We start from the raw sequence: 15706 nt of genomic DNA on the forward strand, positions 1-15706 counted from the left end.
GATATATATGTCAAACAAGAACGTGCCAAGGTTCAAGGATACCTTTCAAGTGTCTGGGGAATATCGGCTGTTTTGGGGCCGGCGCTTGGAGGGATTTTGGTTGAAAGTGTCACCTGGCGGCTTATTTTTTGGATTAACATCCCGCTTGGTATCCTTTCGATGTGTTTATTGTGGTTCTTTCTTCACGAAAAAATCGAAAAGAAAAAGGCAGTCATTGACTATAGCGGCGCAGTACTTTTAACGGTATCGATTTCGTCTTTCATGATTATTCTTGTTCAGGGGGGCGTAGAGTGGCAATGGACTTCTGCTCCGATTATCAGTTTAATTATCCTGGGTGTTAGTGCGTTTGCCTGCTTCATTTGGCAGGAAGGCAGGACTCCAGAACCGATGATGCCGTTTGAAATTTGGCGTGAACGCTCTATTTTAATCGCGAATATCGTCTCACTGGCAACAGGAATTATGTTGATTGGATTTTCCAGCTTCTTGCCAACATATGTACAAGGTGTCATGGAACGATCACCAACAGTCGCAGGCTTTACACTGACGGCGATGTCCATCGGCTGGCCTATTGCTTCAACCTTCGCTGGAAGTCTGTTAATGAAAATCGGTTTTAAAGCGACTTCGCTTTTGGGAGGAGGGTCACTCATTTTCGGCAGTTTACTGTTAGCCTTTATGCCTGCCGGCGCTGGTCCTTTATATGCAGCTACTGGGTCCTTTTTTGTAGGAATAGGAATGGGCTTCACGTCTACCTCTTTTATTGTTATGATTCAAAGTACAGTAAGCTGGGAACGACGGGGTATTGCAACAGCATCCAATATGTTTATGAGGAACCTTGGAAACACAATAGGAGCTGCTTTCTTAGGCGGTATAATGAACAGTAGTTTTCAAGCGTACCTTAATCAACATGCAGGAAATGAAGAGCCCTTATCCATTGATGCGGCCAATCAACTGCTTAAGCGGGAGGAACGTGCGTTATTGCCCAATGATACCGTACAACTCCTTCAGGATGGTTTGTCTGCCGCCCTTCATAATGTTTATTTAATTGTCTTGCTGTTTGCCGCTCTGAGTATGGTATTCCTTTTATTTGTACCGAGAGGAAGCAAGCAGACTGACTTAAAAAAGAAGGCGGTATATAAGCTGGATGATAAGTAATATGGTGACACTGTGGAGAATGAGATGAAGATAGGCAGTAGAAATCCTTCTTGCTGCAAAAATGGCTGTTTGAGCACCGCCGAGAGAACCGAGTGCATAAAAGACGGCCATTTCCCACATGAAGTTTCCTGCTGCTAAGTAAGTAATAAATGCGGCAAGACAGCTGATAAATGTTTGAAATCTCGTCAAGGCAAGTGATTTAAGATAAGCCGCTCCACTATTTAAGAAGGTATACATGAGGAGAGTGGCTTGTCCTGGACCGAACATGCCATCATACACACTAATGCCGAATAGCCCAGGATATGTTTTTTTTGGAAGCGACCAGCTGTGTGACTCCTTGACCTGCGGTTTCTTAAGGATACTGAGAAAAAAAGCAGAAACCAATAAAAGGACGGCAATGATATTCATTGTATTTTCAGTAAGAGAATTTGCGAGTAATCCCCCGATAAGACCGCCTAACAGAGCAAAGGGGATTAAGGCAGAAACATCATAGAATGTTAACTCTTTTTGTTTAATCAGTACAAAAAAGCTAGAGAAGGAAGCAAAAATATTTGAAAATTTAGCTGTCGCAATGACACTGTGTATAGGAAAACCGAGTAAAAGCATAGCTGGCATGCCAATCATTCCGCCGCTGCCAGCCAAAGTGCCAATAAAGGACGCCGAAAATCCAATTAGTATAAGCAAAGCCTCTGTCATATCAATCCCTCTTTTCCACTTAATTATATCGGCAATCTCTCAATAATAAAATTTTAATAAAATGATAGTAATCGATAAGAAAAACTAATCAAGGAGGATGACCGATGTCATTTTCAGAGTATCAAATGTTATCCGTTCTTGCGCAGGAGTTAAACATGCGTAAAGCAGCTGAACGACTCTTTGTTTCGCAGCCGGCACTTTCACAAAGGCTTCATACCATTGAAAATGATTGGGGAAAGAAATTATTCCTTCGCTCTCAAAAAGGACTCTCGCTAACTCCAGCTGGTGAGGAAGTCATACGATTTGCAAATGATGTCCTTGGAAAGGAAGAGAAAGTTAGGGAAACGCTCACAGCCATGGATCACGAAGTATATGGAACGTTGAAAATTGCTTGTGCCTCCATCGTCGGACAAAATTGGCTGCCACAGGTTCTAAAGAAATTCGTAAGAAAGTATCCATATGCAAAGATATCCCTTATAACTGGATGGAGCAGTGAAATTTTGAAAACTTTATATGAGGGTCAGGTTCATATTGGAGTAATTAGAGGTGCACCAGACTGGAAAGGATATAAGCAGCATTTGTTTACGGATATGCTGTACCTTGTTGATACGGAAATGAATGATTTAAGTCAGGTACTTGAAACCGATCGGCCGTTTATTCAATTTAAAAGTGATTCAAATTATTATCAAGAAATACAGGATTGGTGGCATCGTCAGTTTCAAACAACTCCTAAAAATACAATTATCGTGGATCAAATTGAAACATGTAAGCAAATGGTTTTTAATGGTATTGGATATGCGATTCTTCCGGCTATTACCTTACATGATAAGGATCAAAATATTTTCAAGATTCCCTTATATGGTCAAAATCATTCGATTGAAAGAGATACGTGGCTTTGCGGGTATGAGTCATCATTTGAATTGAAGCAGGTACAGGCCTTTAAGGAAGTCGTAGAAGAACATATTCGCAGTCAAGGGATGGTTAGTAAGTAAAACGGTATGACTGGTTTTCCATCTAATAACATTGAGTTCTTTTTGTCAGGAGGACTATAATTCTTGTTTTACCTGCGTTTGTTTGATACATTTAAATTTGCTTATTATAGTATATGAGGAGGAAATACATATGAAAAAGATGGATGCTCATGAAATTATTTCATTTATTCAAAACAGTACGAAATCAACACCTGTAAAGGTATACCTAAAAGGTGATTTGGAAAATATCGATTTTGGTGCCGCTTCTAAAACGTTCATTACGGGCAATACTGGCGTAGTATTTGGAGAATGGTCTGAGATTAGTGCGGCCATCAGCGATAACAATAAAATTGAAGATTTTGTAGTTGAAAATGATCGTAGAAATTCAGCCATTCCAACGCTTGATTTGAAGGGTGTAAAAGCGCGTATCGAGCCTGGAGCCATTATTCGCGACCAAGTTGAAATCGGTGATAATGCAGTCATTATGATGGGAGCTTCAATCAATATTGGTGCTGTAATCGGAGAAGGTACAATGATCGATATGAATGCTGTTCTTGGCGGCCGGGCTACCGTCGGTAAAAATTGTCACGTTGGTGCAGGAGCTGTTCTTGCGGGAGTAATCGAACCTCCTTCCGCAAAGCCTGTCGTCCTTGAAGATGATGTATTAATCGGAGCTAACGCCGTAATCCTTGAGGGTGTAACGATTGGTGAAGGATCTGTAGTGGCAGCTGGAGCGGTTGTCACCAAAGATATCCCTGCATTCTCAGTTGCTGCTGGAATTCCGGCTAAAGTAATCAAACAAATCGATGAGAAAACTAAATCTAAAACAGAAATTATGCAAGAGCTGCGTCAGCTATAATCGGGCAGAGATCTTTATTAGTTCATATCATTAAAAGCGTGGATGCTTGTTATCCACGCTTTCGCTATAGGGGGAAAAGATATGGAACAGCTTAATCCATTTACGAAAATTCGCAGAGACCTACATAGAATTCCCGAAACAGGGTTTCAAGAGATTAAAACCCAACAATATCTTTTAGACTATATTTACAGTCTTCCTCAAGAACGAATTGAAATAGAAACGTGGGAAACGGGAATTTTTGTCAAAATAAAGGGAACAAATCCACGTAAGACGATTGGCTATCGAGCAGATATCGATGGTCTTCCTATTGTTGAGGAAACAGATTTACCTTATGTATCAGAGCATCTTGACCGTATGCATGCTTGTGGACATGATTTTCATATGAGCATCGCATTAGGGGTGTTAACACACTTTGTGCATACGGAAATAAATGATAATTTACTCTTTATCTTTCAGCCTGCTGAAGAGGGTCCAGGCGGTGCCGAGCCTATGTTAAAAGCGGCACCGATGGAAAGATGGAAGCCAGACATGATAATGGCCCTTCATATCGCGCCAGAGTACCCAGTTGGTACAATCGCTATCAAGGAAGGGCTCTTATTCGCCAATACTTCAGAATTATTTATAGATATGAAAGGGAAAGGTGGACATGCTGCTTATCCTCATGAAACAAATGATATGGTCGTTGCCGCTTGTACACTAGTTAGTCAGCTGCAAACGATAGTTTCTCGAAATGTTAACCCTCTCGATTCAGCTGTCATAACAATTGGGAAGATTACTGGCGGTACGGTTCAAAACATTATCGCTGAAAATGCACGTTTGGAAGGAACTATTCGAACCCTAAATGCTGAATCCATGGCAAAGGTGAAAATGCGAATTGAACAATTGGTAAAGGGAATGGAAATCAGTTATCAGTGTCAAACTGCGATAGACTATGGATGTATGTATTATCAGGTTCAAAATGAACGGCAATTAACCAATGAATTTATTGAATTTGCTGAGAAAGATGATGACATTAACGTCTATCACTGTAGAGAAGCAATGACTGGAGAAGACTTTGGTTATATGCTAAAGGAAATACCAGGCTTTATGTTCTGGCTAGGAGTGGACTCAGATTATGGACTTCACAGCGCCAGGCTGAATCCAAATGAGAAGGCGATAGAACGAGCAATAGCCTTTCTCACACGCTACCTAACATATAAGGGATCACAGTAAATAAATAGGCCGTCAAAGAACCCTCCAGCACAAAGCTGGAGGGTTCTTTGATGATTTACTCTGTCGATAATTCCCGCTTTTAAAAAGAATATTAATGTTCGATGTTCATCGAAGGCTGCCGAGCCATACCTCGTTTAATCGCAACACGAATCTGTCTTTCGATTTCCCCTTGCTTACCATTTACAGTTTTGGCGAGTACTCGTATCACCATGTTTGATGAATCAAATTCTTGAACACCGAGGACGTTTGGTCCTTCAATAATACTTTCTTCATTGTTTGCACTGACTTCCCTACAGGCGTCTTCAATTAATTCTGTCATTAAATCTAAATCAGCCGAGGAATCTATGCTAATATCGACGAGTGCGCGCATATTCCCTCGAGAGTGGTTACTTAGACTAGTAATCTGGCGATTTGGAAGATAGTGAAGGGTCCCATCCATTCCGCGAATAATCGTCGTCTTTAAACCTAGTTGCTCAACTACTCCAGAAAACGTACCAATCGTGACATAATCGCCGACATCAAGCTGTTTTTCAAGAAGGAGAAAGAAGCCTGTTACCACATCACTAACTAACCCTTGAGCACCAAATCCAACTGCTAGTCCAGCGACACCAGCACCTGCTAATATAGCAGTTGTTTTTATGCCTACTAATTGAAGAAGTGTAACTATTAAGAGAAAAGCAAGTACATAGTTTGTGGTATTGCGAATTAAACTCTCCAATGTTAAAGCCCTGCCAGGGGAGACATTTTTTCGTAATTGAATCTTAGCAAACCCTGTTTGGATCAGCTTACTGGCTGAAGCTCTCATTAATACATATATGATATAAGTAAGAAACATTTGCAGCAGGATAAAGCTCCCTGATAGAAGCATCGTTTTCCAATCAATATTTTGATAGTCTTTGGGGATTAGATTTAAAATTGAATAAACAATCATATTAACATCCTTTCTATGTACACCGATTACACGAATTCACTCAAACCTACGCACCCAATTTATTCCCTTTGCTAGTAAAGATAAACGTTAATAATCATAAATAGTCATTACTTATAGGTACAAAGCAGGTTGAAATTACTAATATGCAAATTGTTAAAAAATATAAAATATTTAAAAAAATAGCTGGAAATTTATTTCGAAACTCGGTATATTAGATAATACGTTCTCTAACGAAGAACGAAACTTTGTATACTTTAGTTGGTTTTTTAACAGAAGAGAGGAGGACAAATAGATGGAGACTTTAAGAAAGTTAAAGGATTTTTATTGGCCGTATAAGCGGTACTTTTTTATATCGCTGCTGTTCCTTATAGTTGCTACGGCAATAACTGTGATCTATCCCGTCTTACTAAAAATCACAATTGATGAGGTAGCGCTAAATAAAAACTATAAATTGGTGTCCTACTTAGCACTAGGGTTTGTTGGAATGATGGGAGTGAAAGGGCTGGCAACCTTTATCCAGCAGTACTATGGAGATGTGTTTGGCGTGTCAGCCGTGTATAAATTACGGAATTCGTTATATGAAAAACTTCAATACTTACCCTTTCGCTATTATGACAATGCAAAGACTGGTGACTTAATGTCCCGTCTCACTGCTGATGTTGAAGGCTTCCGTTTTTTTCTTTCTTACGGTTTTTCAGAATTGCTGCGGTTTGTCTTAATGGTAAGTCTTTGTTTCGGTGTGATGATGTATTATTCCATTCCCCTAACGCTTGTTACACTTGCGACACTTCCATTTCTAGCAGTAGTAGTTTTCCAGTTTGATAAAAAAGTACATCCTGCATTTAGAAAAGTAAGAAAATCATTTGGCCAGTTAAATACAAACGTTCAGGAAAATATAAGTGGAATTAACACGGTCAAGTCATTGTCACGAGAAGAGTTTGAAATTAATAAATTTAACAAGGCAAATAGAGATTATAAAGAAATGTCTCTTATGACGTCAGGAATTTGGGCAAAGTATTTCCCGCTTATGGAGCTTTTAGGAAACCTTTCTGTCGTTGCTTTACTAGCCTATGGAGGATATTTAGTCATAGGAAATCAACTTACATATGGCGAATTGGTTGCTTTTTACAGCTTGGTTGGGTACATCCTTTGGCCAATTATTAACCTAGGGTTTGTTATTAATATGTTCTCGCAGGCAAAAGCATCAGGGGAAAGATTACTTGAAATTATGGAAGAAGAAAAGCACATTGAAGTTAATCAAAATCCGATTATGAAAGACAATTTACTTGGGGCAGTGGACTTTCGCCATGTAACCCTTCAATATGCAGAGGAAGATGAAGCAGCCCTAGAGGATGTCTCTTTTACGGTGAAGCCAGGAAAGGTAGTTGGGTTAATTGGGGCAACCGGAAGCGGGAAAACATCAATAACTCAGCTTATTACCCGGTTTTATGAACCGACTGAAGGAGAAATACGGATAGATAATCAATCTGTAAAAGATTATTCGCTTGATACACTTCGTAAGAATATTGGCTTTGTACTTCAGGAATCATTTCTCTTTTCTTCAACCATTCGTGCGAACATTGCCTATGGCAACCCTAAGGCATCGATGGAAGCAATCATTGATGCAGCCAAACGGGCTGATGCTCACGATTTTATAATGGAGCTGCCTGCTCAATACGACACGCTGCTTGGTGAACGCGGCATGGGACTATCCGGAGGACAAAAACAGCGAATTGCTATCGCAAGGGCGATTTGTATTAATCCAAGTATTTTAATCCTAGATGATGCCACAAGTGCTGTGGATATGGAAACAGAATTCAAAATTCAAGCTGCGCTCAAAGATGTCATGAGAGATCGAACAACGGTCATTATTGCTCATCGAATCTCTTCCTTGAAACACGCGGATGAAATACTTGTGCTTGATAATGGAAAAGTCAGTGAAAGAGGAACACATGAACAATTAATTAGGCGTAAAGGTACCTATCAACGAATCTATGATATTCAGTTTCAAGATAAAGAAGCTGTTTCACTAGCAGGAGGGAGCATATGAAGGAAACCAAAATAGAAAAAAGTGTTTTAAAACGATTTCAATATTCAACTGATCAAGTAATTGAAAAACCGTTTAATTATAAGCAAATGGTCCGCTTGTTTCGTTATATATTACCGTATTCGCGGACGCTGCTGCCGCTTGCCATCCTAATGGTATTGTTGACAACAGCTATTAAACTGGTGATCCCTACGTTAATTGGGGTCTATACGCTTGATGGAGCAATTGAGAATAAAGACATTTCGCAGCTTTATCTTCTTGTTGCCATTTTATGCGGAATGTATGTGGTTTCTTATGTGGCCAACATCTTCAGAATAAAATGGATGAATGAACTAGGGCAAAATGTTATATACGATCTTCGTAAGCATTTATTCACCCATGTCCAAAGCTTATCTCATCGTTTTTTTGATCAGCGTTCAGCTGGTTCCATTCTAGTCCGAATAATGAATGATATTAATTCACTACAGGAACTCTTTACGAATGGTGTCATTAATTTATTGATGGATGTAGTCCTCTTGATTGGAGTAATCGTCATCCTCTTTATATTGAGTCCACCGTTAACTCTTGCTATTTTGATTATTCTCCCAATCATGTTCTTTATTTCAACCAGCCTACGAAAGAAAATTCGTAAAAGCTGGCAGGTTGTTCGAATTAAGCAAGCTAAATTGAACTCTCATTTAAATGAAAGCATTCAAGGAATCCGAATTACCCAATCTTTCACACAGGAAAAGGAAAATATGGCCTTCTTTGATGGTGTGAATGATGAGAATTTTGTAAGTTGGAAAGATGCATCGAAAAAGAATGCAGTTTTCCGCCCTTTAGTTGAGGTGACCAATGCAGTTGGTACAGCCGTATTAATCTGGTATGGGACACACCTTATTCAGAATGAAACGATTACGATAGGTGTGTTTGTTTCATTCGCCTTTTATCTGGGGATGTTCTGGGAACCAATCTCAAGACTCGGTCAAGTATACAATCAATTATTGGTGGGTATGGCCTCGTCTGAACGAATCTTTGAATATATTGATGAAAAGCCGCTGATTGATGAGAGAAAGGATGCTATTCGACTGGAGAAGATGAGAGGTGAAATCACCTTTGATCATGTAGACTTCTCCTATGATGGGAAACGCCAAGCATTAAAGAACATTAGTTTGGAGATGAAGGCAGGACAGTCAATAGCCCTTGTGGGACATACTGGTTCTGGAAAGACAACGATCGCAAGCCTTATCAGTCGTTTTTATGACTCAACTGGTGGATCCGTTAAAATTGATGGTGTTGACGTACGAAATTTATCTGTAGACAGTCTTAGAGGAAACATTAGTATTGTCTTGCAAGATACTTTTATCTTTTCAGGGACGATTATGGAGAATATCCGTTTTGGCCGGCCGGACGCAAACGACTCAGAAGTTATTTCTGCCGCAAAGGCAGTCGGGGCAGATCACTTTATCAGCAGACTTCCAAATAATTATGGTACAGAGGTAGAAGAACGCGGAAATATTCTTTCTGTGGGTGAACGCCAATTATTATCTTTTGCCCGGGCATTGCTGGCAAATCCCAAAATACTTATTCTTGATGAAGCGACAGCGAGTATTGATACGGAAACGGAAGTTAAAATTCAAGAAGCATTAAAAACCTTATTAAAAGGTCGTACTTCAATTATCATAGCTCATAGGCTGTCTACGATTAGAGAGGCAGATAATATCTTCGTACTTGATCATGGGGAAATTATTGAACAAGGTAACCACCAGGAATTAATGAAGCAATGTGGTGAATACTACAACCTTGTTCAAGCACAATATACGCTTCAACAAATCAGCTAAGATAACCAACCTGCTCAAGCAAAAGGCAGGTTGGTTTTTTCATTTAGAAGGAATCTTATGATTAGGCATTCTAGTTTATTATTTATTACACAGGAGACTTGCAAAATGCTGTAACTTTTAATCCGTTGTGCTAGAATAGGTATTATTTGATCAGATACACTTCTGGAGGTATTACTGTGAAAAAAGAATTTGTAGTGATTGGCCTTGGCCGTTTTGGCGGGAGTATTGTTAAAGCTCTAGCCGAAGAGGGCATGGAGGTGCTCGCTATTGATTTAGATGAAGATCGAGTCAATGAATATGCGATGATTGCTTCGCATGCTGTAGTTGGTGATACGACTGATGAGAATGTATTAAAAAGTTTAGGAATACGTAACTTTGATCATGTGATAGTAGCCATTGGAGACAATATTCAATCCAGTATTCTAACCACGCTAATGCTTAAAGAGCTGGGAATAGGCAATATCACAGTTAAAGCACAAAATGACTATCATGAAAAAGTGCTGCGAAAAATCGGCGCCGACCATGTTGTTCATCCAGAGCGGGATATGGGGAAAAGAATTGCCCATAAAATCGTCTCAACCAATGTACTAGATTATCTAGAGCTTTCAGATGAACATTCAATCGTCGAAATAGTGGCAAGTGATAAAATGATTGGAAATTCTATCATCGATCTAGATATTCGAGCAAGGTTTGGGATTAATATTGTGGCAGTAAAACGAGGAAAAGAAATCATTGTCTCGCCTCAGGCTGGTGACATAATTCAGAAAGATGATATCTTAATTGTGATTGGAACAGATACAGATATTAATCGTTTTGAAAAGAAAGTGGTGCAATAAAAAAACCGTTCCCATTGGGAACCGGTTTTTTTATTGCTTTTTATTAAACTTCCATGATGATTGGTAATATCATTGGACGTCTTTTCGTTTTTTCGTAAAGGAATGGTGATAAGGTATCCGTAATCTCATTTTTGATTTCTGACCATTGAGTGGTTTTACGTTCCATTACTTTATTTAAATGCTTAGTAATTAGAGATTGAGCGTCACTGATTAAGTCACCAGATTCTCTCATGTAAACGAACCCTCTCGAGATAATGTCAGGTCCAGCAGAAATTCTAAAGTCTTTCATGTTAATACTTACTACGACGATAACAAGTCCCTCTTCAGAGAGAATACGACGGTCGCGTAACACGATATTACCGATATCACCAATCCCGCTTCCATCAATATAAACGGAACCTGAAGGAATCTTGCCGGCAATTTGAGCGGTTTTGTCGCTTAATGCTAACACATCGCCATTGTCCATCATGAAGCAGTTTTCTTCTGGAACTCCACAGTCAATAGCATGCTGCGTATGCATTTTTTGCATACGATACTCACCATGAATCGGCATGAAGAACTTCGGCTTAATTAAGCGAAGCATTAATTTTTGTTCTTGCTGTCCGCCGTGCCCTGAGGTATGAATATTGCTCAGTGGTCCAGAAATAACATCTGCACCTGCGCGGTATAGCTGGTTAATCGTTCTAGAGACGCTGATCGTATTTCCAGGAATTGGTGAAGAAGAAAAGACTACTGTATCACCAGGGATGATTTGTATCTGGCGATGAGTGCCATTTGCGATTCTTGACAATGCAGCCATGCGCTCGCCTTGGCTTCCTGTACATAAAATCGTTACCTTATTAGCAGGCAGTCGATTGATTTGTTGTGCATCAATAAATGTTTCTTTAGGAGCTACAATATAGCCAAGATCCTGTCCGATATTAATGGCTGCTTCCATACTGCGTCCGAAAACTGCAACCTTACGTCCATTATCTACTGCAGCTTCAATCACTTGCTGTAATCTATGGATATTTGATGCGAATGTAGCAAATATGATTCTGCCGTCCACTTTGCGGAAGATATCATCAATACTTTCGCCAACTTTACGCTCTGACATCGTAAAAGTAGGGACTTCGCTGTTCGTACTGTCTGACAGCAGGCAGAGAACGCCTTCCTTACCGATTTCAGCCATTTTTGTTAAGTTAGCAGGTTCACCAACAGGTGTAAAATCAAACTTAAAATCTCCAGTATGAACAACTTGACCAGGAGGTGTTTTAACAACAATTCCATAGGAATCTGGAATACTGTGTGTTGTACGGAAAAATGAAACAGATGTTTTCCGGAATTTAATTACATCGTCTTCTTGAATTTCAATCAAATTTGTCGTACGAAGAAGACCGTGCTCTTCTAGTTTATTACGAAGAAGACCAAGAGCTAATTTACCGCCGTAGACAGGAATATTAATCTGTTTTAAAAGGTAAGGAATACCACCGATATGATCTTCATGACCATGGGTAATAAATAATCCTTTAATTTTATCAACGTTTTTAACTAAGTAGCTGTAATCTGGAATGACGTAATCAATTCCAAGAAGCTCATCTTCAGGGAACTTGATTCCCGCATCGATTATGACAATTTCATCCTGAAATTGTACTGCATATGTGTTTTTACCGATTTCGCCTAGTCCGCCTAAAGCGAAAACGGCCGTTTGGTCATTTTTTACGAATTTCATAAATTATCCTAGCTCCAATACTTTAAAATCTGGATTATTTTGTTTTTCATACTCATAGTATGCACCTGTTACGGGTTCAACATATTCAACGTTATATGGCTTGTCCTTAATTTTAAAACGAGCCTCACGAATTGAATCCGCTTCAACATATATGGTATGAGTATGCTCACGCACTGCTACCTCTTTAATGTTTTCTTGATAATAAACTTTAAAAATCATTCTTAATCTCTCCTATTCATTTTCAATTACTAATTTCATTATATATAAAAACAACAATTTTTTCATGTTTTACAAGAAAAAACAGAGTGCTTCTCAAATATGATAAGGGTGAGACCGAGGTCCACCGAGGGGAGGACACAGGTTTAAAAGGGTATTACTGGTTAAAGGATCGCTGTCATTCTTAATTCGACCTTATACTCACCCAGCATGGAATGACGAATTATGTATGACAAATAAAAAGGTCTTACCATGAAACATTACAATAAGGAAGAAGCCCTTCGCAAGTTTTTGAAGGGCTTTATTAAAAATAGTTAAGCGATTGTCTTTTTTCTCAGTAAATCCTGCCACTGTTTTTGCAGCTTTTTACGTAATTTTTTTAACATCCCGTTCACGCCCCTTAAGTATTATTGTAAAGGATTATTAAAGAAAGTAAATACGTCTTTAAAGGGTTACTGTTGATTAGAGCCAAGAAAAAAATCAATAATCATAAATGCCTGTCCTTATTCTCTATATAAATAGTATATGCTGGAATGCAAATCACTATCAGGATTATGACAATTGGTGTGCTGGGGCAGTAATCCCTTGACTAATTTGCAGGACAAGGATTAAATAAGTAGATAATTACTATCTATTTGAATCTTTTACATATGAAAGCAGGGATTATATTGAAAAAGATTGTGTTCTTTGATATAGATGGAACGCTATTAGATCACGAAAAAAAGTTACCAGCTTCAACAAAGAAAGCAATTAAGGATCTTCAAGATAAGGGGGTATTTGTTGCAATTGCGACTGGAAGAGCCCCGTTTATGTTTGAACCGCTCCGCGAGGAATTAGGGATTGACTCTTTTGTGAGTTTTAACGGACAATTTGTCGTCTTTGAGAATGAGGTTGTCTATCGCAATCCACTGCCAAGAGCGGAACTGACTCGAATTCATCAGCAAGCTGAAAATGAGCAAAAAGCTATGGTATTTATGAATGATAAAACAATGAAGGCTAGTGTGAAAGGGTGCGAACGTGTTACTGAAGCATTAGGTACTCTACGGTTTCCATATCCTGAATGCAGTCCTGAATTTTATCAAGAAAATGATATTTATCAAGCACTATTGTTTACTACAGTAGAAGAAGATCAACAAATTATCCATGAATATGATGATTTGCACTTTATCCGCTGGCATGAATTTTCAACTGATGTCTTACCAGCCGGCGGTTCGAAGGCAGAAGGAATTAAAAGGTTTATTGAACGAACGGATTTCCGTATGGAAGATGTATATGCATTCGGAGATGGGTTAAATGATATTGAGATGCTAGGAACCGTAGGGCATGGTATTGCTATGGGGAATGCTCTTGATGAGGTTAAGAAACATGCTGAATTCGTAACTAAGAATGTAGATGACTCAGGTATTTTATACGGCTTAAAACATATGGGTCTTTTATAACAGTCAAGAGAAAAAGAGTGCAGTGATTCGTCTGTACTCTTCTTTTTTATAGAAAGGGGAATTAATTTAAGTTGAAAACATGTATAAACGCTTTTTGCTAACGTATACTTAATTGTTAATTTATCTAAATGGATAATTAAGGTATAATGTGGTGAGGTTCTATATGGCAGATAAAAGAAGTACTAAGCGCAAATTTCGGCAGAAAAAGAGTAAATATCTGCTTTAGTTACACTTAGTACCTAAAAATTTATTAAAATCATCATATTTTCGTGAATTAAGGGTAAAGAAGGTAAGTCATTTAATTCAGCATAGACAGGCTCCAACGATAATCAACAGAATGAACAGGACAACAATTAAAGCAAAACCGCTGCCGAATCCTCCGCCGCAGCCGCAGCCTCCTCCGCCAGCGTAACCATATCCATAGCTTGGTGCAGGTGAAATAGGGTAACAGCAATCCATTCCTTGACCTTGACCTCCGTAATACATAGGCGATACCTCCAGGTTTATTTATAACCATCCCTGTTGGAATGATTTCTATCAGCCTATGCACATGAGCGGAATAGGTGTAGGCTTGCGCCTACTCATGAGGAGATTTTGAGGATTCGGGCTTGAACTGTTGAATTAAATGAAAAAAGAGAAAAATGTAACTGGGGGAATTGATGTGTTTAGATATGGGAAAATTGTGTTGGCTTTCTTAATGACGATGGGAGTTCTTGCAGGTTGTACAGGCAGCGCAGCACCTGAAGAAGAAATACATACAGTATTAGAAAATGCTATACAAAAAGAGAGTGAATTTGAAAAACAACAGAAACCTCTTGTTGAATTAGAGAATAAAGAGAAAGAACTATATGAACAAATTACTACTCTTGGAATGAAAGAATATGATGAAATTGTTAAACTTTCTGATGAAGCATTAGCAAGTTTAGACGAACGTGAGAAATTAATGGAAAAAGAAAGAACAAGTATTAAGAATTCGGAAAAGGAATTCAAAAAGATTGATGATCATATCGAAGCCATTGAAGAAAAACAGGTAAAACAAGAAGTGCAAACACTTAAAGGAACGATGGAAAAAAGATATAAGAATCATGAGGTATTATATACATCCTACCAAACGAGTTTAGATTATGACCGTGAACTGTATGATCTGTTTAAAAAAGAAGATTTGAAAATGGATGAACTGTCAGCCCAAATTGATAAAATCAATAGCGCCTATCAAGCAGTAATTAAAGCTAATGAAGAATTCAATGCTAGTACGGAATTATATAACAAGCAGAAAGCAAGCTTTTACAAAACAGCTGAAATTAAAACAGAATAAAAAATTTAGAGAAGCAGCCAGCAGGCTGCTTCAGACTGTAGACAAACTCGGGTGGAAATCGAGTTTGTCTACAGTCTTCTTTTTTAGTTTTTAAAATGCGGCTGTTGATTGCAGTGAAAGGCGTTTCGCTTTCCGCGGGCGGGCGGTGAGCCGCATCAATGCTTACGCTCCTGCGGGGTCTCACCTGTCCCGCTGTTCCCGCAGGAGTCTTCACGCCAACACTCCAATCAACGGTCTTTCTAAATTTAATTTGGATTTTAGTCCGACGCTCAAATGGAAACACGTGCTACCCAAGAGCAGATTTAGGAGGAGATCAATTCAAATCGGGGGAATTACGAAGAACACTCTTTCCGACAAATCCGTTCGAACAGGAAGAATCAAAGATTATTAAGTAGAACACAAGTGATCCTGAAAGCAGATACAATTTAAAGATGGAAAACAGTACTTATTAGAGACTTAGTTGCCTTGATAAGCAGGGAAAATTCCATGAAATGTGTTAAA

At 38.9% G+C, this 15706-nt stretch carries 14 protein-coding genes; 9 read left to right on the forward strand and 5 right to left on the reverse strand.

The window, feature by feature from the left end; all coding sequences use genetic code 11:
- The coding region (locus tag WYK_RS09200) for an MFS transporter (RefSeq protein ID WP_051387398.1) at positions 1-1152 on the forward strand (1152 nt) is incomplete at its 5' end.
- Here WYK_RS09200 and WYK_RS09205 read toward each other — a convergent pair.
- Positions 1114-1848, reverse strand: a complete 735-nt coding sequence (locus WYK_RS09205) for a sulfite exporter TauE/SafE family protein (protein ID WP_040374206.1) — start codon at positions 1846-1848, stop codon at positions 1114-1116. The genes WYK_RS09200 and WYK_RS09205 overlap by 39 nt on opposite strands.
- Before the next feature lie 104 nt (positions 1849-1952).
- On the opposite strand from WYK_RS09205, the gene WYK_RS09210 reads away from it, so the two are divergent.
- From WYK_RS09210 to WYK_RS09220, 3 genes are all read left to right on the forward strand, one after another.
- Positions 1953-2840, forward strand: coding sequence for a LysR family transcriptional regulator (locus WYK_RS09210; RefSeq protein WP_040374207.1), 888 nt, complete (start codon positions 1953-1955; stop codon positions 2838-2840).
- 130 nt (positions 2841-2970) lie between these two features.
- Positions 2971-3678, forward strand: a complete 708-nt coding sequence (gene dapD, locus WYK_RS09215) for a 2,3,4,5-tetrahydropyridine-2,6-dicarboxylate N-acetyltransferase (RefSeq protein WP_040374208.1) — start codon at positions 2971-2973, stop codon at positions 3676-3678.
- 81 nt (positions 3679-3759) lie between these two features.
- Entirely contained in the window at positions 3760-4890 is a 1131-nt protein-coding gene (locus tag WYK_RS09220; RefSeq protein ID WP_040374209.1) for an N-acetyldiaminopimelate deacetylase, read from the forward strand.
- Between the two features lie 91 nt (positions 4891-4981).
- Here WYK_RS09220 and WYK_RS09225 read toward each other — a convergent pair whose 3' ends face one another.
- Positions 4982-5821, reverse strand: coding sequence for a mechanosensitive ion channel family protein (locus WYK_RS09225; RefSeq protein WP_051387399.1), 840 nt, complete (start codon positions 5819-5821; stop codon positions 4982-4984).
- A 292-nt stretch (positions 5822-6113) separates the two neighbouring features.
- Here WYK_RS09225 and WYK_RS09230 point away from each other — a divergent pair, with 292 nt between their 5' ends.
- The 3 genes from WYK_RS09230 (at position 6114) to WYK_RS09240 (ending at position 10524) form a co-directional block, all read left to right on the forward strand.
- Complete coding sequence (locus WYK_RS09230) at positions 6114-7871, forward strand: ABC transporter ATP-binding protein (protein ID WP_040374210.1); 1758 nt, start codon at positions 6114-6116, stop codon at positions 7869-7871.
- Positions 7868-9688 (forward strand): ABC transporter ATP-binding protein, encoded by a 1821-nt coding sequence (locus WYK_RS09235; protein ID WP_040374211.1) that lies wholly within the window; start codon positions 7868-7870, stop codon positions 9686-9688. Before WYK_RS09230 ends, WYK_RS09235 begins: the two co-directional genes overlap by 4 nt.
- Before the next feature lie 176 nt (positions 9689-9864).
- Entirely contained in the window at positions 9865-10524 is a 660-nt protein-coding gene (locus WYK_RS09240) for a potassium channel family protein (protein ID WP_040374212.1), read from the forward strand.
- Between the two features lie 43 nt (positions 10525-10567).
- Here WYK_RS09240 and rnjA read toward each other — a convergent pair whose 3' ends face one another.
- Both rnjA and WYK_RS09250 read right to left on the reverse strand, forming a co-directional pair.
- Positions 10568-12235 carry a ribonuclease J1 gene (gene rnjA / locus WYK_RS09245; protein WP_040374213.1) on the reverse strand — a complete coding sequence of 556 codons (1668 nt, stop codon included), beginning with the start codon at positions 12233-12235 and terminating at the stop codon, positions 10568-10570.
- 3 nt (positions 12236-12238) lie between these two features.
- Entirely contained in the window at positions 12239-12454 is a 216-nt protein-coding gene (locus WYK_RS09250; RefSeq protein WP_040374214.1) for a DNA-dependent RNA polymerase subunit epsilon, read from the reverse strand.
- A 662-nt stretch (positions 12455-13116) separates the two neighbouring features.
- Between WYK_RS09250 and WYK_RS09255 the strand changes: the two genes are divergently transcribed.
- Positions 13117-13890 (forward strand): Cof-type HAD-IIB family hydrolase, encoded by a 774-nt coding sequence (locus WYK_RS09255; protein WP_152526446.1) that lies wholly within the window; start codon positions 13117-13119, stop codon positions 13888-13890.
- A gap of 303 nt (positions 13891-14193) precedes the next feature.
- Here the strand turns inward: WYK_RS09255 and WYK_RS09260 are convergent, their stop codons facing one another.
- The gene (locus tag WYK_RS09260) at positions 14194-14376 is read right to left on the reverse strand and encodes a YjcZ family sporulation protein (RefSeq protein WP_040374216.1); all 183 of its coding nucleotides are present in this window, start codon (positions 14374-14376) and stop codon (positions 14194-14196) included.
- Between the two features lie 175 nt (positions 14377-14551).
- Between WYK_RS09260 and WYK_RS09265 the strand changes: the two genes are divergently transcribed.
- A complete protein-coding gene (locus WYK_RS09265; protein ID WP_161629122.1) occupies positions 14552-15205 on the forward strand; it encodes a YkyA family protein in 654 nt (217 codons plus the stop codon).
- The last annotated feature ends 501 nt before the right edge of the window (positions 15206-15706 follow it).

The organism is Peribacillus psychrosaccharolyticus ATCC 23296 (genome assembly GCF_000305495.1).
GTDB lineage: Bacteria > Bacillota > Bacilli > Bacillales > DSM-1321 > Peribacillus > Peribacillus psychrosaccharolyticus.